This is a genomic window from Rhodococcus sp. MEB032, from assembly GCF_030208925.1.
Lineage (GTDB): Bacteria > Actinomycetota > Actinomycetes > Mycobacteriales > Mycobacteriaceae > Rhodococcus_F > Rhodococcus_F qingshengii.
Genome location: NZ_JARVSY010000021.1, coordinates 1 through 24,230, shown reverse-complemented (window position 1 = coordinate 24,230; position 24,230 = coordinate 1). Strand labels below are relative to the sequence as shown.

The window sequence follows — 24,230 nt, the reverse complement described above, 5'->3', positions numbered from 1 at the left end:
GGAAGTTGTTGCCGGAGCCGGTGTTCGAGGTTGCGGTGTTCCGGGCTCCGGTGACAGCGGTGGAGGAGATCGTTGCGTCGGTGTTTGCCGAGGTGTTGGGTGTTGATCGTGTGGGTCTCGATGACGATTTCTTCGAGCTCGGCGGCAACTCTCTCAACGCCACTCGCACGATCAAACGAATCGCCGACGCTCTCGACACCGAACTTTCGGTTCGAGTTCTGTTCGAAGCATCCACGGTGCAGGATCTCGCAGCTCACGCCGAAAGCCGGACCGGGTCGGGTGGGCGAGTCGCGCTGACCGCGGTCGAGCGGCCAGAGCGGATTCCGCTTTCGTTGGCGCAGCAGCGTATGTGGTTCCTCAACCGATTCGACGGGAGTGCAGCGGCATACAACATCCCGATGGCGCTGCGCCTTCAGGGCGATCTTGACGTCTCGGCGCTGAGCGCGGCGATTTCTGATGTGATCGGGCGGCACGAATCACTTCGAACCGTCTACCCGGAAATCGGAGACGGTCCGGTGCAGGTCGTCAAGCCCGTGTCGAGTTGGTCGGACGAAATCGTCGCAGAACCGACTGGCGTGGACGAACTCGAAGGTGAGTTGGTCGCGCTGGCGTCGACGCGCTTCGACGTCACACGCGAGATTCCGATTCGTATCCGGTTGTTCCAGTTGGCTTCCGACGAATACGTACTCGGTGTCGCGATTCATCATATTTCCGCCGACGGTTCCTCGATGGCACCGTTCGCTCGGGATGTCGTGACCGCATACGCCTCGCGGGTTGCCGGGTACACACCGTCCTGGGCTCCTCTCGACGTTCAGTACGCCGACTACAGCCTGTGGCAGCGAGAGGTGCTGGGCAGTGAGGAAGACGCGGGATCTATTGCTTCGCAGCAGATTGCGTACTGGAGCAATGCTCTTGCCGGGCTGCCTGATCAGCTTGCACTTCCCGCCGACCGGCCGCGCCCCGCGACGCAGTCCTTCCGCGGCGGTTACCTGCACTTCGATATCGATGCAGAGTTGCATGCTCGGTTGAGCGGTCTTGCCAGGGCAAATAATTCGACGCTGTTCATGCTCACGCACACTGCGTTCGCGATGTTGTTGGCTCGACTGTCCGGAACCGAGGACATCGCGGTGGGTACACCCATTGCAGGACGTGGTGAGCGGGCACTCGACGATCTCATCGGCATGTTCGTGAACACCTTGGTGTTCCGTACGCAGATCGACAGCGGCGCGCCGTTCCTCGACCTGCTCGGACGTGTCAGGGAGACCGACCTTCAAGCATTTGCACATTCGGACGTTCCTTTCGAGCGACTCGTGGAGGTGCTCAACCCACCGCGTTCGACCGCTCGTCATCCGCTCTATCAGGTCGGCTTCCTCTTCCAGAACATGGAAACCGGAGGGCTCGAGCTTCCGGGGCTCACCGTCAAGGGCGTCGATATCGACAACGGGGTCGCGCAGTTCGATCTTCAGTTGATCGTCAGTGATCGGTACGACGCGAACGGATCTGCAGCCGGCATCACGTCGATGTTCAGCTACGCGCATGATCTGTTCGACGAGTCGACCGTGCAGGACTTCGCCGATCGATTCGTGCGATTGCTCGCGGAGATCGCGTCCGATCCGTCGTTGACCGTCGGCGACTTCGCGCTGCTGGATTCGTCCGAGAGCGACCGGATCCTGAACCGCTGGAACGAGACCGATCACTCCGTCCCGGGAGTCACTCTGGTCGAACTGTTCGACGAGCAGGTCGGTTCGAACCCGGGTGCGGTGGCAGTGATCGCCGGGAACACGTCGCTGACCTACGCCGAGTTCGATGCACGTGTCAACCGTCTCGCACGCCATCTGATTGCAACCGGTGTCGGTCCGGAGTCGTTGGTCGCGTTGGCAATCGAGCGATCGGTCGAACTGCTGGTCGCCATGTACGCGGTGGTGAAGGCAGGTGGTGGATACGTACCGATCGATCCGAACCACCCGGCGGACCGCATCGAGTACGTGTTGACCATGGCAGATCCGGTCTGCGTCCTCACTGCCTCGACCACTGCGAAGAATCCGGCGTTCGGTGATTCCGTGATCGAGGTGGACACGATCGATCTCGCGTCCTACCCGGGAGCGACGGTTACCGATGCGGATCGTATTGCTCCACTGCGAGTGGGCAACACCGCCTACGTGATCTTCACGTCGGGATCGACGGGGCGACCGAAGGGCGTCGCGATCTCGCATCAGGCGGTGGTCAACCAGATTCTCTGGAAGCGCGATCAGTACAGCCTGGACCGATCCGATGCGATGGTGCTCAAGACCGCGGCAACGTTCGACCTCTCGGTCTGGGAGTTCTGGTCGGCACTGACTTCCGGTGCACGACTGGTGATTGCCGAACCCGAAGGTCACAAGGACCCGAGCTACCTGCTCGACCTGATGACCCGGGAGAAGATCACGACGCTCCACGTGGTGCCGTCGATGCTCGCGATGTTGCAGTCGGCATCGGAAAATGGCCTTCCGGAATCACTTCGTCAGGTGCTTGCGATCGGTGAAGCGTTGCCGGCCGCGACCGCGACCGAGTTCGCAGAACTCAGCGACGCGCAGTTGGTGAATCTGTACGGTCCGACCGAGGCCGCCGTCTCGGTGACAGCGCACGTCGTCGGTTCGGACGATACGACCTCGGTGCCGATCGGTGCCCCCGAATGGAACACGCAGGTGTTCGTGCTCGACACGCGTTTGCATCCGGTCCCCGTCGGAGTCACCGGGGAGCTTTACCTCGCCGGTGCCCAGCTTGCTCGCGGCTATCACGGTCGCGCGGATCTGACGTCGGAACGATTTGTGGCCAACGTCTTCGGTGACGCGGGTTCGCGGTTGTACCGCACGGGCGACCTCGTCCGGTGGACGGAGAACGGCGAACTCGACTACGTGGAGCGCGCCGACTTCCAGGTCAAGATCCGTGGCTACCGCATCGAACTCGGTGAGATCGAAGCGCTTCTTCGCAAGCAGGCCAGCGTGGACTCCGCTGTGGTGGTGGCCAAGTCGGATGCGCGTATCGGTGATCGACTTGTCGGCTACGTCGTTCCTCAAAGCGGGGAAAGCATCGATGTCGAAACCTTGAAGCGGACTCTTGTGGCTGAGTTGCCGAGTTACATGGTGCCGGCGGCATTGATGGTCTTGGACGAACTACCGCTCAACATCAACGGCAAGGTCGATCGCAAAGCCCTGCCCGACCCCGAATTCGAGGCGACCGAATTCCGTGCGCCGACCAACCCCGTCGAAGAGATCGTGGCGGGTGTGTTCGCTGACGTGCTCGGTGTGGCGAGGGTCGGACTCGACGACGACTTCTTCGAGCTCGGCGGAAACTCTCTCGTCGCGACGCAGGTCGTGTCGAGGCTGGGTGAGGCGTTGGACGCGCAGATTCCGGTCCGCGTGATCTTCGAGGCGTCGACTGTCGGGGCATTGGCGTCGAGGGTTCTCGAACACGCGGGATCTGGTGGCCGCCCACCGTTGGTGGCTCAGGTGCGTCCGCACGAGATTCCGCTGTCGTTGGCGCAGCAACGTATGTGGGTGCTCAATCAGTTCGACAAGACCTCGGGTGCGTACAACATCCCCGTCGCGATCCGGCTGTCCGGCGCACTCGATGTCGACGCACTTCACTCAGCGGTGTCGGATCTGATCGAGCGTCACGAAGTGCTCCGGACGGTATACCCGGACCGGGGCAACGGACCGGTTCAGATGATCCTGCCTCGCTCCGCAGCGGCGGTGGGACTGGAAGTGATCGCAACCGACGAAGCGTCGGTCGCCGAGCAGGTGGCTGACACAGTTCGCGAGGGCTTCGATGTCACGACAGCCGTTCCGTTGCGAATCCGTCTCTTCGAGGTCGACGAATTCGAGCGGGTCCTCGTCGTTGTCATTCACCACATCAGCGGTGACGGCTTCTCGATGGCTCCGTTGATCAGAGACACCATGGTTGCGTACACCGCACGTACCGGCGGGGAGACGCCGGAGTGGGCTCCGCTCGAGGTGCAGTACGCCGACTACACGCTGTGGCAGCGTGATGTCCTCGGATCGCCGGAGGACGCGGACAGTCAGCTGGGCCGTCAACTCGCGTACTGGGTGAACGAGCTCAAGGGCACTCCGGAGCTTCTGGAACTGCCGACCGACCGGCCGCGGCCGGCGCGGGCCAGCATGCGCGGTGCGGAATTCGAGTTTGCCGTCGATTCCGAGACCACGGACCGGCTCGCGACGATCGCACGGGAGCAGAACTCGACAGTCTTCATGGTGGTTCACACTGCCCTGGCCGTGCTGTTGGTGAAGATGAGTGGATCGAACGACATCGCAATCGGTACGCCGATCGCGGGTCGAGGTGAGCGGGCGCTCGACGATCTTGTCGGGATGTTCGTCAACACGTTGGTCTTGCGAACGGAGATCGCGCCTGCTTCGACGTTCGTCGACGTTCTGGCACACGTGAAGGACAAGGACTTGTCGGCATTCGCCAATGCCGACGTACCGTTCGAGCGGTTGGTCGACGAACTGGGGCGAGAGCGCTCTCACGCATACTCGCCGCTCTTCCAGGTCATGCTCACCTTCCAGAACATGGCTCTCGGTACGTTCCAGCTCCCGGGCCTCGAGCTCTCTGCGGTCGACAACGGTTTCGACCAGGCGATGTTCGATCTGCAGCTCACCGGTATCGAGCAATTCGACGATGCCGGGGTGCTGTCCGGGCTGAGGATGCGTTTCACCTATGCGACCGACCTGTTCGACGAATCGACCATCGCGCTTTTTGCGGCGCGATTCGGGCGGGTGCTCGAAGAACTGGTGACCGATCCCGGGGTCGTGATTCGCACGATCGACATCGTGACCGAGCAGGAACGCGAGGAAGCGAGCGCTGCCGAGCCGAAGTCCGCGGCGGACCTACCCGAACTGGCAGCCGCAGCGGCGGCCGCCGATCCTGAGGCAATTGCGTTCACCCACGGTGATCAGGCTGTCACCTTCGGTGAGTTGTCGACCAAGCTCGTTGCCATGCGTACCGCCATGGGGGCTGCTCTCGCCCCCGATGCTCTGGTTTCTGTGTCGCTCGCCGGACTTGTTCCGGGCATCCTGCCGGCACTTGGCGTCGACGGTCTCGCCACACTTGTGAGCTCGGTGATAGCTGACGCACAGTCGGTGTCAGCGGGCCGTGGGGGTACGGCCGGGTAACATTCAGTATTTGCCCAGTGAACGCCTCCGGCCGAGCAGAACGCTGTGCTCGACCGGGGCGCACTTCACGAAAGTCAGTTGGAGGAAGTGTAGATGTCCGTCGGTATTCCGGGACCGCAGTCGCTGACGATCGAAGATCTGCCGAAGTTGGTGGCTGCAGTTGCGGCGGTAGATCCTGATCGTGTGGCTCTGAGCCACGGTGGAACCGAAATCAGCTACGGACGACTCAATGACGAGTTGGTCACTCTCGACACCGCGATGGGTGGGGCATTGGGGTCGGATGCCCTGGTTCCTGTTGTCGTTTCCACGGTGCTGCCAGAGCTGATCGGCAGCGAGGCCGACGGTCTCGGCGCGGTGGTCGACCGTCTCATCGCCGACGGCACTTCGATCGTCGAGGTCGCGTCCGAGGCCGACGCACACGTGACCCTAGCCGGCCTCTTCGACGAGCAGGTCGAGCGGACGCCGGATGCGCTCGCGCTGGATTACGCCGGAACGCAGCTCACTTACGCGCAGTTCGACGCGCGGGCGAACCGCCTGGCCCGTGAACTCGTCGCGGCAGGTGTCGGACCGGAGAGCCTCGTCGGTCTCGCGATGCGTCGATCGATCGATCTCCTCGTCTCGATGTACGCGATCGTCAAGGCCGGCGGCGCGTACGTTCCACTCGACCCGGATCATCCTGCCGACCGTCTCGCTTACGTACTCGAGATCGCGAAGCCCACGGCTGTGCTCACACGTACGTCCGATGCCGTGGTGCTGCCGCACGGTACGCCCACGCTCGACGTCGACACCCTCGACTTGTCGGGTCGTGCCGAGACAACTGTCACCGACGCCGACCGGTTGGCGCCGCTGCGCGCTGACAACACTGCGTATGTCATCTTCACGTCCGGATCGACCGGACGCCCCAAAGGCGTTGCAGTCTCTCACCGTGCCATCGTCGCGAACCTGCAATGGCGTCAGACCGAGTACGGATTCACTGCCGACGACGTGATCTTGCAGAAGACACCCTTCACTTTCGATGTGTCCGTGTGGGAGTTCTTCTGGCCGCTGCAGGTCGGTGCATCGCTGGTGATCGCGGAACCCGACGGACATCGTGATCCGGTGTACGTGGCTCGCACGATGATCGAGCGCGGAGTGACGGCGGTGCACTTCGTGCCGTCGATGCTCGCCGTATTCGTCGCCGAACCCCTTGTTGCGCAGGTCAAAACCCTTCGCTACGTGTTCGCTTCCGGTGAGGCGTTGCCGGCTCGAACGGCGGCACGTCTGCGCGAGGTCAGCAGCGCTGGACTCCACAACCTGTACGGCCCGACCGAAGCCGCCGTCGACGTGACTTATTACGAAACCGGCGAGCAGGATCAGGTGTCGGTGCCGATCGGTGCAGCAGTTGCGGACACCGAGCTCCTGGTACTCGACGATGCGCTGCGGCCCTCGCCGTCGGGTGTAGCAGGAGAGCTCTATCTTGCCGGGATTCAGCTGGCCAGGGGTTACGTGTCGCGTCCCGATCTCACGGCAGACCGCTTCGTGGCGCGGCCCGGCGCTACTGACGGATCCCGGATGTACCGAACCGGAGACCTGGTGCGCTGGCGCGGTGCCGGAGCGAACCGTCAGCTCGAATACATCGGTCGCACCGACTTTCAGGTCAAGCTCCGCGGTCTGCGCATCGAGCTCGGTGAGATCGAGGCGGCACTGCTCGATTGCGAAGGTGTTTCCCAAGCCGTGGTGATCGTCCATTCGGACGAAACGATCGGTGACAACTTGGTGGCCTACATCGTCGCCGAGGGTATCGATTCAGAGAATCTGACGTCGTCGCTTGGCGAACGGCTACCCGACTACATGATCCCTGCCATGTTCGTCGAACTGGACGAGTTTCCGCTCAACGCCAGCGGCAAACTGGATCGAAAGGCTTTGCCCACACCCGAATTCGTGTCGAAGACGGTTGAGTACCGCGAGCCCGTGACACCCACCGAAGCCGGTGTGGTCGCGATCTTTGCCGATCTGCTCGGGCAGGATCGGGTAGGGGCAGATGACGGCTTCTTCGAACTGGGCGGCAACTCGTTGCTCGCCACTCGCGTGGTTGCGCGGATCAATGCCGAACACGGCATCTCCATCGACATGCGCAACTTCTTCGACGCACCCACCGCCGCAGAACTTGCCGTCTTCATCGACGAAGCGAAAATCTCAGAAGACCGCAAGGCTCACGTTCCCCTGATCCCTCGCGAGCGCCCCGAGTTGGTTCCGCTGTCTTTGGCACAGCAGCGCATGTGGTTCCTCAATCGATTCGAACCAGAATCGGCAGTCGACCATATTCCGGTCGCGCTGCGGCTCAGCGGAGCGCTCGATGTCGATGCGTTGCAAGGCGCACTCGAGGATTTGATCGAGCGGCACGAGATCCTTCGGACTGTGTACCCGGAGGTCGACGGCGTCGGATATCAGCGCCTGGTCGACATTGCAGCCGTGGTACCGAACCTGACTCCCATACGGGTGGACGAGTCGGCGATCGTCGAGCGCGTGACCGACTTCGTGACTCCGGGATTCGACGTGACCACCGAGGTTCCGATTCGGGCGGCACTCTTCCAATTCGCCGCCGACGAATTCGTCCTCGTGTTCGTCGTCCATCACATCAGCGGTGACGGGTTCTCCATGGGACCGTTGACCAAGGACATCGTTTCGTCTTATGTGTCTCGGACACAGGGAATTTCGCACGATCTTGCTCCGCTGCCCGTACAGTTCGCCGACTTTGCACTGTGGCAGCGCGAGGTTCTCGGCAGTGAAGACGACCCGGATTCTCTGATCACTCGCCAGGTCGACTACTGGCGCCACGCGTTGGCCGGTATCCCCGATCAGCTCGATCTTCCGTCGGACCGCCCGCGCCCGCGCGTCGCGTCGAACCGGGGAGCCGGGCACACATTCACGATCGAGCCGGATCTCCACCAGGCTCTCAATCGAATTGCGCTCGACAACAACGCATCTCTGTTCATGGTGTTGCACAGTGCCGTGGCGATTCTGCTGGCGCGGTTGTCGGGGACTTCGGACATCGTGATCGGCACTCCGGTCGCCGGTCGAGGCGATCAAGCTCTCGACGACCTGATCGGAATGTTCGTCAACACACTCGTCCTCCGCACGGAGGTTGATCTCGAAGCTTCGGCACGGGACATGATTTCGCGGGCGCGCGAATCCGACCTCAGCGGCTTCGGGCACGCCGATGTGCCATTCGAACGACTGGTGGAGGTACTCAACCCCGCCCGGTCTCAGGCACGGAACCCGTTGTTCCAGGTGATGCTCTCGCTGCAGAACTTGGGACAGAGCATGCAGCAAAGTCTGGAGGTTCCGGGACTGCGCATTTCCGGACTGGACGTAGAGTCGTCGGCCGCGAAGTTCGACCTCCAATTCACTGTGTGGGAATCTGATACCGCGGACAAGGTCGGTGGTTTGACCGTCGCACTGGTCTATGCGACCGACCTGTTCGACGAGTCGTCTGCCAAATCAATCGGAAAGCGGTTGATTTCAGTTCTCGAAGCAATGGTTGCCGATCCCTCGGTTCGGGTTGGTGATGTGGATATGTTCGATTCGGGTGAGCGATCTTTGGTGCTCGAGTCGTGGAATGGCACTGCGCATGAGGTTGCGGATGTGTCGTTGGTGGACGTGTTCGATGCTCAGGTTGCGGCGTCGCCGGATTCGGTAGCTGTGTCGTTCGAGGGTGTTTCGCTGTCATATGCGGAGTTCGATTCGCGGGTGAATCGTCTTGCCCGGTACCTGGTTTCGGTGGGTGTGGGACCGGAGTCGTTGGTGGGTGTGGCGGTACGTCGGTCGGTTGATTTGTTGGTTGCGGTTTACGGCGTGCTCAAGGCTGGCGGTGGGTATGTTCCGGTAGATCCGGATCAGCCTGCGGAGCGCAATGCGTACGTGTTGGAGTCGGCGTCGCCGGTATGCGTGATCAGTACCTCTGAGGTTGGATTCGATGCCGGTGTGGTACCGGTGGTCGAGGTTGATGTTGTTGATGTGTCTGGTTTTTCGGATAACCCTGTTTCGGATATCGATCGGGTCTCGCCTTTGCGGTCGGGGAATGCGGCGTATGTGATTTTCACGTCGGGGTCGACGGGGCGTCCGAAGGGTGTGTCGGTTTCGCATGCGGCGATTGTGAATCGGTTGGCGTGGATGCAGGACGAGTACGGGTTGGATTCGTCGGATGTGGTGTTGCAGAAGACGCCGTTCACGTTCGATGTGTCGGTGTGGGAGCTTTTCTGGCCGTTGCAGGTTGGTGCTCGGTTGGTGGTGGCTGTGCCGGATGGGCATCGTGACCCGCGGTATTTGACGTCGGTCATTGTGGGGGAGGGTGTGACGACGGTGCATTTCGTGCCGTCGATGCTCGAGGTTTTCGTGACGGATTCGTCTGTGGCTGCGTGTGTTTCGCTGACTCGGGTGTTCGCGTCAGGTGAGGCGTTGCCGGCGAGTGTTGTTGCCGATGTGTGGGCTGTGTTGCCGGGTGTCGGGGTGCACAATTTGTATGGTCCGACCGAGGCGGCGGTGGATGTGACGTTCCACGAGGTTGTGCCGGCGGATGTTCTGGGGGTGCCGATCGGTGCTCCGGTATGGAATACGCAGGTGTTTGTTCTGGACTCTCGATTGAGTCCGGTGCCGGTAGGTGTTGCGGGTGAGCTGTATCTGGCGGGTGTTCAGCTGGCTCGTGGGTATGTGGGTCGGCCGGATTTGTCGTCGGATCGATTTGTGGCGAATCCGTTCTCGGGTGATGGTGGGCGGATGTATCGCTCCGGTGATGTGGTGCGGTGGACTGCGTCGGGCGAGTTGGAGTACATCGGGCGTAGTGACTTTCAGGTGAAGTTGCACGGTTTGCGGATCGAGCTCGGTGAGATCGAGTCGGTGATTCGTGAGCACGAGTCGGTGTCGTCGGTAGTTGTGGTTGTGCGTGAGGATGTGTTGGTTGCGTACGTTACGGCCGCTGGTGGTGTGGTGGACGTTGACGAGTTGAAGAGAGTTGTTGCGGGTCGTCTGCCGGGTTACATGGTGCCGGCGGTGGTGATGGTGCTGGAAGAGTTGCCGTTGGGTGTGTCGGGGAAGTTGGATCGGAAGCTTCTTCCGGATCCGGTGTTCGTGGCGCGCGAGTTTCGGGCACCGTCGAGTGTCGCCGAAATCGCTGTGGCCGGCGTCTTCGGAGATGTTCTCCGGTTGGAACAGGTCGGTCTGGATGACGACTTCTTCGAGCTCGGCGGAAACTCTTTGGTCGCAACGCAGTTGGTGGCTCGCGTAGGTCAAGCGCTCGACACTCAGGTTCCGGTGAGGGTGTTGTTCGATGCTTCGACTGTCGAAGGTTTGGCAGCGCAGGTTGAGTTGATCGCAGGGGCAGGAGGGAGGACCGCGCTCGTGGCCCGCCCACGGCCGGCGTTGATCCCACTCTCACTAGCTCAGCAGCGAATGTGGTTCCTCAGCCGCTTCGATCCTGATTCTGCCGTCAACAACATTCCAATCGCATTGAATATCAAAGGCGTCCTGAATGTTTCGGCGCTGAGGCGTGCGATTTCTGATGTAATCGAACGCCACGAGTCGCTCCGGACCGTCTATCCGGAGCAAGGTGGACAAGGACACCAGGTAGTCCTCCCGTCGTCCGAGGTGCCGGTTGAACTGACACCGAAGGTCATCGACGCCTCGCATATTCACAACGAACTTCTGAGTTTCGCGCTCCAGGGTTTCGACGTGACGTCAACCGTTCCGGTTCGAGTCGGGTTGTTCGACCTTGCAGAGGATTCGTACGTTCTGGCCTTCGTTGTGCACCACATCGCAGCGGACGGCTTCTCGATGCGCCCGTTGACTCGGGATGTCATGGTTGCCTACACCGCTCGGGTTTCGAACGGCGTTCCGAATTGGACTCCGCTCGAGGTGCAGTACGCCGATTATGCACTCTGGCAGCGGGAGGTCCTCGGCGACGAGGACGACCCGGATTCGTTGATCTCGGCTCAGCTGGACCACTGGCGCTCCGTCCTTCGTGATTCTCCGGAAGTGCTTGCGTTACCGGCTGACCGATCCCGCCCGGTCGTCGCCTCGAATCGTGGCGCTACGTATCGCTTCTCCGTCAGCGAAGAGATTCGGTCGAGCTTGGAATCACTCGCACGCGAGCGGAACGCATCGCTGTTCATGGTGGTGCATTCGGCCCTCGCCGTGCTTCTCGCAAGGTTGTCCGGTACCAGTGACATCGTGATCGGTACTCCGGTTGCAGGGCGAGGCGAAAAGGCGCTCGACGATGTGATCGGTATGTTCGTGAATACACTGGTCCTGCGGACTCCTGTTGACCTCGCCAGTTCGTTCAGTGCGCTCGTCTCGGCAACGCGGAGGACAGACCTTCAGGCGCTCGGCAACGGCGATGTTCCGTTCGAGCGGCTGGTCGAGGTGCTCGATCCCACCCGATCGCAGGCACATCACCCGCTGTTCCAGGTCGCGTTGTTCTTCCAGAACATGTCGCAGGATGCTTTGGAGCTTTCGGGATTGGAGGTCTCAGGCGTCGAGTTCGATGCCGGTATCGCGAAATTCGATCTTCAACTTACTCTCGCTCCCCGCGTCGAAGATGCGCTCGAAGACGGCATGTTCGCCGAGTTCGCTTACGCCACAGATCTGTTCGACGAGTCGACGATTCGTGGATTCGCCGATCGGTTCACCAGGATCCTCGAACAGGTGGTCGTGGATCCGTCGATCACCGTGGGTGACATCGAGCTGTTGGACGAGGCCGAGCGCGAGTCGCTGTTGACTGCGCGCAACTCCACCGCACATGACGTCGGGAACAGTGAGACATTGGCTTCGCTGTTCGACACTCGCGTTGCGTTGGCACCCGATGCTGTTGCCGTGGTGTTCGACGGCCAGTCGCTGACCTATGGCGAGTTGTCGGAACGTGTGAACAAATTGGCACGCAAGCTGATCGAAGATGGTGTCGGGCCCGAATCGTTGGTGGCCTTGGCGATGCGTCGATCGCTCGATCTGGTAGTAGGTATGTACGCGGTGATCGCCGCGGGCGGAGCCTACGTGCCCTTGGATCCCGATCACCCCGCCGAGCGAATCGGGCACATCCTCACGACGGCCGATCCAGTCTGTGTGCTGTCGACGACGAGGGACGCTTTCGTAGCGCCGAACGGCGCCGACGTGCTGTTGATCGACGCTGCTGATTTCTCGAGCTATTCGCCTTCAGTCGTTTCCGATGCTGATCGTCGCGGTCGTCTGCATGATGTGAACGCCGCCTACGTGATCTTCACCTCGGGTTCCACGGGCAAGCCCAAAGGCGTTGCGGTGTCGCATCACGCCATCGTGAACCAGGTCCTGTGGATGCAGGATCAGTACTCCATCGGCACAGAAGACGTCTATCTGCAAAAGACTGCAACGACGTTCGACGTCTCGTTGTGGGGATACTTCACCGCGCTTCTGTCCGGTACGAGTGTGGTGCTGGCATCTCACGACGGACATCGAGATCCCGCGTATCTGGCTGGTCTGATCGAAGATCATCGGGTGACGCTGACGGACTTCGTTCCGTCGATGTTGACCGTCTTCGCGGCTTCGGTTCCCGAGCGCGCATTGGTGTCGCTGAGGGACGTCTTCGTGATCGGTGAGGCGTTGCCGGTCGAGACGCTACGTGCATTCGCTCAGGTGTCGTCTGCAAGCTTGCACAATGTGTACGGCCCAACCGAGGCTGCGGTCTCGATCACTTACTACGAGGTCGATGGATCGGAGTCGACAGGGATTCCGATCGGGGTGCCCGAGTGGAACTCGCAGGTCTACGTGTTGGACAGTCGGTTGCAGCCGGTGCCGGTAGGCGTTGCAGGTGAGCTGTATCTGGCCGGTGATCAACTGGCGCGCGGTTACGTCGCGCGACCCGATCTCACCAGTGATCGTTTTATCGCGAACCCATTTGCGAAGGTGAGCGACACGAACGGTGAAATCAATCCCGGTGGCAGTCGGATGTATCGCACCGGGGACCTTGTGTGGTGGAACACCGCAGGCGAACTCGAGTATGTCGGGCGTACCGATTTTCAGGTCAAATTCCGTGGTCAGAGGATCGAACTCGGTGAGATCGAGTCAGCTCTGTTGGCGCACCCTACGGTGGCTCAGTGCGTGGTCGCAGTGGTGCACACGGACACCGGCGACCAGCTCGCTGCGTACGTCGTCGCATCACCGAGTTCGGTCATCGACGTGGCCGTTTTGCGGGCATCGCTTCCGAAAGTTCTGCCGGCGTACATGATTCCGACGGCAATCGTTGTGCTGGAAGAATTGCCGCTCAACTCTTCGGGAAAGCTCGACCGGAAGTTGTTGCCTGAGCCGAAGTTCGAGGTCGCGGTGTTCCGAGCTCCGGCGACCCCTGTGCAGGAGATCGTGGCGTCGGTGTTCGGCGAGGTCTTAGGTGTTCCGAGGGTGGGCCTAGATGATGATTTCTTTGCCCTGGGTGGGAATTCTCTGATCGCCACGCAGGTAGCGGCGCGGTTGGGTGAGGCTCTGGATTCGAGGGTGGCGGTTCGGCTGTTGTTCGAGGCGTCGTCGGTCGAGTCGTTGGCAGCGCGGGTGGAGTCAGAAGTCGGCTCAGGTGACCGGGTGGCTTTGGTTGCTCAAGTCCGGCCGGAGCGAGTTCCGTTGTCGTTGGCGCAACAGCGAATGTGGTTCCTGAACCGATTCGAACCTGGATCTGCAGTGAACAACCTCCCCCTGGCCATTCGATTGACGGGCAGCTTGAATGTTGCTGCCCTGCAAGTTGCTGTCGCTGATCTTGTTGCACGGCACGAAATTCTGCGGACCGTGTATCCGGAATTCGATGGCGAGGGATACCAGCAAGTTCTTTCTGCAACCGAGTCTGTGTCGCTTGCGGTTCCAGTTGAAATCGCCACGGACGACGTCGTGAAGGTTGTGACCGAGTTCGTATCGGTGGGTTTCGATGTCACCAGTGAGGTGCCCGTCCGCGCACGACTGTTTCGCGTAGATGATCACGAGCACGTACTTGTTTTCGTGGTTCATCATATTGCGGGCGACGGATTCTCCTTCGGGCCGCTGTCGCGCGACGTGATGGCCGCGTACGCAGCGAGGCTGTCGGACGACGCCCCGAATTGGGAACCCTTGGCAGTGCAGTATGCCGACTACTCTCTGTGGCAGCGACAGGTATTGGGTGCAGCGGACGACCCCTCCAGCGTCCTGTCACGTCAGTTGCACTACTGGACGCAGACGTTGGCCGGCGCTCCTGATGTTCTCGATCTGCCTGCAGACCGAGTTCGGCCGAAGGTTGCATCGAATCGGGGAGCCGACTTCGCATTCCGGATCGACCGACGGATCAACGAAGCCATGAATGTGATTGCCCGGGAACATCGGGCGTCGTTGTTCATGGTGGCGCACGCGGCACTGGCAGTTCTCTGCGCGAGACTATCGGGGACATCGGACATTGCGATTGGTACACCCGTTGCGGGGCGTGGTGATCGAGCACTTGACGACATGATCGGAATGTTCGTCAATACCCTGGTGCTTCGCGCAGATGTTCCTTCGGACGACTCGTTTGAAGCGCTACTGGATCGAGTCCGCACGGCAGATCTGGGCGCATTTGCGCACAGTGACATACCGTTCGAGCAGCTGGTAGACGTACTCGACCCGGAGCGTTCGCAGGCGCGACATCCACTTGTGCAGGTTGTTCTGACGTTCCAGAACATGGCCCCGAGGGTCTTCGAGTTGCCTGGGCTGTCAGTTTCGGGCGTGGACCCGGACACGGAGTTCGCGAAGTTCGACTTGCAGTTGACGTTGGCTGAGCAGTTCGACGAATCCGGAGCCGCTGCTGGATTGGCAGCGAAGTTCACTTATGCGACAGATCTTTTCGACGAATCGACCGTGGCGTCTATGGCATCGCGCCTCGTTCGAGTGCTCGAGGCCGTGGCTGACAATTCGGGTGTTGTGGTTGGCGACATCGAATTGCTGGCGCCCTCCGAGCGTGCGGATGTGTTGGGCGAGTGGGCCGTTCCAGGTGTCAACGTGAACGCGGATGCGACTCTCGCGGCGATGTTCGAATCGCAGGTTCGCGATACGCCAGATGCGATTGCCGTGGTTTTCGAGGGTCGGCGCCTGACATACAGTGAGCTGGATTCCTTGGCGAACCGGCTGGCGCGCAAGCTCGTTGAGTTTGGCGTTGGTCCGGAATCGCTGGTGGCCGTCTTGTTGCCGCGTTCGGTCGAGTTGGTGGTTGCACTCCTGGCAGTGGTCAAAGCTGGAGGCGGATACCTACCGGTGGATCCGTCGTATCCGGCGGAGCGTATTGCGTACACGCTCGCTGATGCGCGGCCTTTGGTTGTGCTCGGATCGGCAGATGTCGCGATCGATATCGAGGTGCCGGTTTTGGACGTCACCAGCGAAGATCTGTCCAGCTACGACGCGGCCGCTCTCACCGACGCAGACCGTTGCGGACGACTGCGCGCCGATGACGTTGCATACGTGATTTACACATCCGGTTCGACCGGTCGTCCGAAGGGCGTCGCGGTTACCCACCGAAATGTCGTGGAGTTGTTCGCGAACTCTCAACCGAATTTCGAATTCGACTCGTCAGATGTGTGGACGCTGTTCCACAGCTACGCATTCGACTTCTCTGTGTGGGAGTTGTGGGGCCCGTTGTTGTACGGCGGTACCGTTGTGGTCGTCGACTATTTGACCTCGCGATCTCCGGAGCAGTTCCGCGAGTTGGTTGTTCGCGAGAAGGTAACCGTGCTCAACCAGACTCCGTCTGCGTTCTATCAATTTGCCGAAGCTGATCGTGCCGTCGGTGATTCTGCGGGCTCGCTGTCCTTGAAGCATGTGATTTTCGGTGGCGAAGCGCTGGATCTGTCTCAACTGACGCGCTGGTACGACCGGCACGGCGATTCGTCGCCCCGGTTGGTGAACATGTACGGCATCACCGAGACGACGGTTCACGTCTCCTTCCTGGGCTTGGATGCGGAGATGGTCCGTGGAGCGTCAGCCTCCGTGATCGGCCGTGGGTTGGGTGGGTTCTCGGTGTTCGTGCTCGACGACAGATTGCGCCCTGTCCCTGTCGGAGTGCGCGGTGAGATGTACGTTGCCGGGGCGCAACTCTCACGTGGTTACGTGGGGCAGCCCGGATTGACGGCAGGACGTTTCGTGGCCAATCCTTTTGCCCGTAACGGTTCTGGTGGGCTTATGTACCGGACTGGAGATGTCGCGCGTTGGAACGTGGACGGAATGCTCGAATATGCCGGACGCAGCGACTCACAGGTCCAACTGCGTGGTTTCCGTATCGAGATCGGTGAGATCGAGGCGGCCCTTCTTCGTGTAGAAGGTGTTGCCCACGCCGTGGCGATGGTCCGTGCGGACGATGCGCTCGGTGAGCGGTTGGTGGGATACGTTGTGCCCGCGGCCGGCTCGGAGCTCGAGGTGTCCGATGTTCTGGCTTCCGTGTCGCAGTTCCTGACCGGATACATGGTTCCGGATTCGCTGGTTGTGCTCGACGAACTTCCATTGACCGTGAACGGGAAGCTGGACCGAAAGGCGCTGCCTGATCCGATCGTTCAATTGCGTGAGTTCCGGGCGCCGGCTACCCCAGTCGAAACTGTCGTAGCGGCAGTGTTCGCGGATGTGCTAGGTGTGGAACGAGTCGGCCTCGATGACGATTTCTTTGCCCTCGGGGGCAATTCGCTGGTAGCCACCAGATTGGCTGCCAGGTTGGGGCAAGCGCTGAATACGCAGGTGGCCGTGCGGATCTTGTTCGAGAACTCGACTGTCGCGAGTCTGGCGCGATCGGTTTCGGCGCTGGCCGGATCCGGAGCGCGGAAGGTGTTGGAGGCCCGCGACCGTCCGGAGCGCATCCCGCTGTCGCTGGCTCAACAGCGTATGTGGTTGGTCAACCAGATGGATTCGGCATCGCCGGCGTACAACATCCCGTTGGCGCTGCGATTGAGTGGTGAGTTGGATGTGGAGGCGCTCCGGGCGTCGCTTCGAGATGTTCTGGTGCGGCACGAATCTCTTCGCACCAAGTACCCGAGTGATGTGGATGGTCCGACACAGGTGATCGTCACTGTCGACGACATCGCGCCGGCTCTCGAAGTCGTCCAGCTCGAAGATGACGGAGCAGCGTATGAACGAGTGGCGCAGTTCGTGTCGCGCGGTTTCGACGTCGCTCGGGAGATCCCAGTCCGAGCTGAGTTGCTGCAGCTCGCGCCCGGTGATTTCGTCTTCGTGCTCGTCGCGCATCACATCGCTGCAGATGGCGAATCCATGGCACCGCTTGCGAGAGACATGATGGTTGCGTACGAGTCGCGTTCACGAGGTGCCGCTCCGACGTGGGCCCCCTTGCCTGTGCAGTACGCGGACTTCGCTTTGTGGCAGCGTGAGGTGGTCGGTTCGATCGACCAGGTTGGCTCTCCGGCCGCGAAGCAACTGGGGTTCTGGCACCGAAACTTGAGTGGACTCAACGCGATCGGCGGACTACGGGCTGACAGACAGCGCCCGGAGCACATGTCGACCAAGGCGGGCGTTGCGGAGTTCACCGTCGATGCTGCGACTTCGGCCCGTCTCAACGAGATCGCTCGCGAACACAACGCGACGCTGTTCATGGTGGCGCACGCAGCCCTCGGTGTCCTGATCACGAGGATGGGTGGCAGTCGAGATTTTGCGATCGGCACCGTTGTGGCAGGTCGGGGCGAAAAGCATCTCGACGACGTCGTCGGCATGTTCGTCAACACTCTGACTCTTCGAACCGCGCCCGATCTCGATGCAGGCTTCGGTGAGCTTGTTTCGTTGGTGCGCGACACTGATCTCGAAGCGTTCGCGAACGGAGACGTGCCGTTCGAGGAGGTGACTGGTGCGCTGGGTGTTTCAGCGAACGACCTGTTCCAGATTGCACTGTCGGTCGAACCGATGGCCGGAGCCGAATTCAGCCTGGGCGGGTTGACGATCACTGCCGTCGAGGGTGTCGAAGCAACAGCGAAATTCGACCTGCAACTGACACTCACAACGGATCCTCAAACACAGGGGATGGTCGGGCACTTGGTCTACGCTGCGGATTTGTTCGATCAGCACACGGTCGACGGGTATGCCCAGCGCTTTGTACGCGCCATCGAGCAGGTGGTCGCAGATCCGTCGCGCCCTATCGGCGACGTTGAACTGCTCAGTGACGCTGAGCGTGCCGAGCTACTGGTCTCGGTCAGTGCATCTGATTCCACGGCATTGCGCGGATCGAATCAATTGGTCCCACAGCGTCTGGCAGCTGCAGTCGAGGACGATCCGGAGGCCGTCGCCGTTGTGGTCGACGGAGTGGACTTCACGTATCAAGACGTCGATGCCCGCTCGTCCCGTCTGGCTCGCCATTTGATCAATTGTGGGCTTGGACCTGGTGACCAGGTCAGCATCAGCGGGCTCACGGGTTTGGATCTGGTCGTGGCGGTATGGGCTGTATTCAAATCGGGTGCTGGAGTCGCGACGGGAGCAAGGGATGACAACCCAGTCGACCTGCGAAACACAGAGGTAGCCGCGGAAGTTGCCTCGCAGTCGGCGCGACCCGTTGGGTACTCGGATCGAGTTCGTCTCTTGACACCCGAATCACCCGCACTCGTTGTAGATGACACGAGTCGGAGTGACGTGAATCATGGAGAGTTCGCTGACAGCCTGCGTGCGATGGCGAACGAGCATGACGTCGACTACGACGCAAGACTGATGTACATAGGTCCTGACGATGACGAAACCTCTATTCGGACGATATTGCTTGCGGGGTCAGTTGGGGCGGCAGTTGTCATGACCAGTGAAGAGGTCCGGGTGCCGAATCTGCATGGCGTCTTGGAGGAGGACTGGATTACCCATGTCATCGCTCCGCCGGAGCTTGCCGCGGAAGTCGACGCAGAAGCTCTTCCGGACCTGAAGCTGACGTGCAGCCCGGGAAAATGGTCCTTGAACTGAGCGCGAACCCATTTTGAACCGGACCGGTTGGGATTTACCTACGGTCCGATGTGGTTCCTACCCCTATAGCTGTAACAATGGTTCGGTGTGTCCGATCAACTACAGGGACGTCCGGAGCGGGTAATCCCTGGTCACGGCCGGAGCCTTGGACAGATCAGCCGCTTGAACAGCGATCGAAACTGCAGTACCAAAACGAAGGTGAATTGTCTTGACGCAGCACGAGCTCTTCCAACATGCCGTTCGATCGCAGGTCGTGGCCGGATGAGCACCGACGGAGTGACGCCCGAGACATCAGCGGCTCGCAGGCCCCGCCGCCAACGCCCAGCACGAGGCCGCAGGGACCGAACCCCGTTGCTGCCTCAGTTGCTTGCGGCAGCCGTGGAGATGAACCCTTCGCAGGAGGCTCTGCGGTTCGAGGGCATGTCTTTGTCTTACTCCGAGTTGGACGAGTGGTCGTCTCGTTTGGCTCGGGTGTTGATTGCGGACGGTGTGGGGCCGGAAGATCGGGTTGCCGTCTCGGTTCCGCGGTCCATCGAGTCCATGTTGGCGTTGTGGGCGGTGGCGAAGTCGGGTGCGGCTTTTGTTCCGGTGGATCCGAATTATCCGGCTGATCGTGTGGCGTACATGATCGAGGATTCTGGTGTTTCGGTGGGGTTGACCGTAGAAGAGGTCGTTTCCGACCTTCCTTCGTCGGTCGATTGGAAATCGATTGATTCGCCGAAGGTCAAACAATCGCTGTCCGAGGTGTCGCGGGATCCGGTGGCCTATTCGGATCGTGTTTCGACGCTACGGGTGGAGCATCCGGCATATGTGATCTATACCTCGGGCTCGACGGGTCGACCCAAGGGTGTAGTAGTCACGCACGGTGGGCTCGGCAATTTGCTCAGTGAGCAGGTCGACAAACTCGGCGCTAAGGCACAGTCGAGGGTACTGCACTTCGCAACACCCAGCTTCGATACGTCGCTGTTCGAATTGTTGCTCACCATCGGGTCCGGCTCGACAATGGTCATCGTCCCGCCGAGCATTTACGGTGGCGAGGAACTGGCGGAGCTGCTCGAAGCGGAGCGGGTGACCCACGTGGTGGGTACGCCCTCGATGCTGGCTTCCGTCGATCCGACGAACCTGAATTCTGTCGAGGCGGCAATCGTCGGTGGTGAGGTCTGCCCGCCCGAACTGGTCGCAAAATGGGGTCGGGGCAGAGCCTTCTTCAACGCGTACGGACCTACCGAAACCACGATCATCACGAACATAAGCCCGAATTTGGCACCCGGTGATCGGGTGAGCATCGGTGGGCCGATCCAGGGCGTTTCATCATTGGTTCTGGACTCACGCCTCCTGCCAGTACCTGTCGGGTCGACGGGAGAGTTGTATCTCGCGGGGCCGCAGGTGGCGCGTGGATACCACAACCTCAGAGGTATGACGGCCGATCGCTTCGTTGCGAATCCTTTTGGAGCTCAAGGCGATCGAATGTATCGCACGGGTGACCTGGTGCGGTGGGTAGCTGACGCCGGTGCGCGTGACCTCGAATACGTGGGGCGCTCGGATTCGCAGCTGAAGATCCGCGGCTTCCGCGTCGAACTCGGCGAGATCGACGCAGTGTTGGCAAAGCACCCATCGGTGGAGTTCGTCGCGACAATCGGCCGAAAGCTCGACAACGGTGAGCACGCATTGGTGGCGTATGTACTTCCACTGACGGGTTCCGAGTTCGACGTATCGGAGCTGATCGACAACTGCAGGCGTGAACTTCCGCGTCACATGGTTCCAGCGTCGGTGATGGTAATTGACGAGATTCCGTTGACGCCCGTAGGTAAGTTGGATGTGGCGGCGTTGCCGGATCCGGTTTTCGAGTCGCGTGCGTTCCGTGAGCCTTCATCTGAGTCTGAGATGTTGGTTGCGGGTGTGTTCGGTGAGTTGTTGGGTCTCGAGCAGGTGGGGGCTGATGATGACTTCTTCGAGTTGGGTGGTAATTCGCTGATTGCAGCGAAGTTGGCGGGTCGTTTGAGTGCGGCTTTCGATGTGCGGGTTCAGGTCAAGACATTGTTCGAGTCTTCGACGGTGGCGTCGTTGGCTTCTGTGTTGAGGGCTTCGGCGGGGCGTGTGCGGGTGCCGTTGTCGGCGCAGACGCGTCCGGAGCGGGTGCCGTTGTCGTTGGCGCAGCAGCGGATGTGGTTCTTGTCGCGGTTCGATGCTGTGTCAGGTGTCAACAATATTCCGATCGTGCTGCGTTTGTCTGGCACGGTGGATATTGCAGCGTTGGGTGCTGCGGTGTCGGATGTTGTTGCGCGGCATGAAGTTTTGCGGACGGTGTATCCAGAGTTCGAGGGTGTGGGGTTCCAGCGGGTTCTTTCGGTGGATGAGTTCGAGGTGGAAGTATCGCCGGATCTTGTCAGTGAGGCCGATTTGTTGAAGGTGTTGGCGCCGGTAGTGACTGAGGGTTTCGATGTCACTTCCGAGGTGCCGTTGCGGGTTCGTTTGTTCCAGACGGGACCGTCGGAGTTCGTGTTGGCGTTGGTGATTCACCACATTGCCGCTGACGGCGTTTCCTTGGGTCCGTTGGTGCGTGATGTGTCGGTGGCGTATGTGGCGCGTGCGGGTGGGCAGGTTCCGCAGTGGGCGCCGTTGGCGGTGCAGTATGCGGACTTCGCGTTGTGGCAGCGTGAGGTGTTGGGGTCCGAGGGTGACCCGTCGTCGTTGATGTCCGAGCAGTTGGGGTATTGGACGTCGGTGCTGGCGGGATTGCCGGAGCGGATCGACTTGCCGGCGGATCGCCAACGGCCGTTGGTGGCATCCAATCATGGTGCGAGTTACCAGTTTTCGGTAGACGAGCGGTTGCATCGGGCGCTCGAGCAGTTGGCGCTTGATCGCAGTGTGTCGTTGTTCATGGTGGTGCATGCGGCGTTGGCGGTGTTGTTGGCGCGACTGAGTGGTAGTGATGATGTTGTCGTGGGCTCGCCGATCGCTGGACGGGGTGAGCAGGAGCTCGATGATCTGATCGGGATGTTCGTCAACACGTTGGTGTTGCGGACGGAGGTGGATTCCTCGGAGTCGTTCTCGAAGTTGTTGGGTCGGGTTCGTGAGGTCGATCTGGGGGCGTTCGGCAACGAGGATGTTCCGTTCGAGCGGTTGGTGGAGGTGCTTGATCCGGCGCGGTCGCAGGCTCATCATCCGTTGTTCCAGGTTGCGTTGTTCTTCCAGAACATGGCGCAGGGTGACGTGGAATTGCCGGGGCTGTCGATTGCCGGTTTCGACGCCGGTGTGGAAATCGCGAAGTTCGATCTGCAGTTGACGGTGACGCCGGTGGAGGAGGACGGCGTCGGTGTGGGGATGCCGATGTCGTTGACGTATGCGACGGATTTGTTCGACGAGTCGACGGTTGTTTCGTTTGCGGAGCGGTTGGTTCGGGTTCTGGAAGCGATGGTGGCGGAGCCTGATTCGGTTGTCGGGGATGTGGAGTTGCTTGGTGAGGACGAGCGTTCGCAGGTGTTGGTGGCGGTCAATGACACTGTTCACGAGTTGACTGCTGGTGCTTTGTTGCTCGACGGGTTTGTTGCGCAGGTGGCGGCGACGCCGGATGCGGTGGCGGTGGTGTTCGAGGGGCAGTCTCTGACGTATGCGGAGTTCGGGTCTCGGGTGAATCGCCTTGCACGGTATTTGGTTTCGGTGGGTGTGGGGCCGGAGTCGTTGGTGGCGTTGGCGATGCGCCGGTCGGTTGACCTTGTGGTGGGTATGTATGCGGTGGTTGCTGCGGGTGGGGCGTATGTGCCGCTGGATCCCGATCATCCGGTCGAGCGCAATGGTCATATTCTCGGGACCGCGGCACCGGTGTGTGTGTTGTCCACTGCTGGTGACGGTGTGGTGTTGCCGGGTGAATTCGATGTGGTGTTGATCGACGAGTTGGATGTGTCCGGGTTCTCGGATGCGCCTGTTTCCGATGCGGATCGTGTTGCGCCGCTGCGGGGTTCGAATGCTGCGTATGTGATCTTCACGTCGGGGTCGACGGGGAAGCCGAAGGGTGTGGCGGTTTCACATGCGGCGATCGTCAATCAGATGGCGTGGATGCAGGGTCGATATGTTCTGACCGGGTCGGATGTGTATCTGCAGAAGACTGCGACGACGTTCGACGTGTCGTTGTGGGGGTTCTTCTTGCCGTTGGCGGTGGGTGCTCGGTTGGTGGTGGCCACTCATGACGGTCATCGGGATCCGGGGTATTTGGCGTCGGTGATCGCTGATCAGGGTGTGACGGTGACGGACTTCGTGCCGACGATGCTGTCGGTGTTCGCGGGGGAAGTCTCTGCCAGCCAGTTGGATTCGCTGCGTGATGTGTTCGTCATCGGTGAGGCGTTGCCGGCGCAGACGGTGCGCGATTTCGGTGTGGTGTCGGGTGCGCGGGTTCACAACTTGTATGGTCCGACCGAGGCCGCGGTGTCGATCACGTTCGCGGATGTGACGTGCGCCGTCGATGGTGGTGTGGTGTCTATTGGTGTGCCGCAGTGGAATTCGCAGGTTTTCGTGTTGGATTCTCGTTTGCGTCCGGTGCCGGTGGGTGTTGCGGGTGAGTTGTATCTTGCGGGTGATCAGTTGGCTCGTGGGTATGTTTCTCGTCCGGATTTGTCGGCGGATCGGTTCGTTGCCAATCCGTATGGCGGCGTGGGTTCGCGGATGTATCGCACTGGGGACTTGGTGCGGTGGGGCGTTTCGGGGGAGCTCGAGTACATCGGTCGTACCGATTTTCAGGTGAAGTTCCGTGGTCAGCGGATCGAGTTGGGGGAGATCGAGTCGGCGTTGGTGGCCGATATGTCGGTGTCTGTGTCGTCGGTGGCTGTGGTGTCGACCAAGACCGGTGATCAGTTGGTGGGGTATGTGGTGCCCGCGTCGGGTGCGGTAGTTGATATTGCGGCACTGGTGGATTCGTTGGGTGCGGTGTTGCCGTCGTATATGGTGCCGTCGCAGATCATGGTGTTGGATGCGTTCCCGTTGAATGCTTCGGGGAAGTTGGATCGGAAGTTGTTGCCGGAGCCGGTGTTCGAGGTTGCGGTGTTTAGGGCTCCGGTGACGGCGGTGGAGGAGATCGTCGCGTCGGCGTTTGCCGAGGTGTTGGGTGTTGATCGTGTGGGTCTCGATGATGATTTCTTTGCTTTGGGTGGTAAT

General features: G+C 60.7%; 3 protein-coding genes. All 3 read left to right on the top strand.

Annotation, left to right across the window (positions count from 1 at the left end; translation table 11 throughout):
* Positions 1–5,168 (top strand): amino acid adenylation domain-containing protein (locus tag QRN54_RS21260; protein ID WP_502944069.1); only part of this gene is annotated, 5,168 nt, incomplete at its 5' end.
* Positions 5,169–5,261: 93 nt separating this feature from the next.
* Entirely contained in the window at positions 5,262–19,082 is a 13,821-nt protein-coding gene (locus QRN54_RS21255) for a non-ribosomal peptide synthetase (protein WP_285183019.1), read from the top strand.
* Positions 19,083–19,343: 261 nt separating this feature from the next.
* A partial coding sequence (locus QRN54_RS21250) for a non-ribosomal peptide synthetase (RefSeq protein ID WP_285183018.1) occupies positions 19,344–24,230 on the top strand: 4,887 nt, incomplete at its 3' end.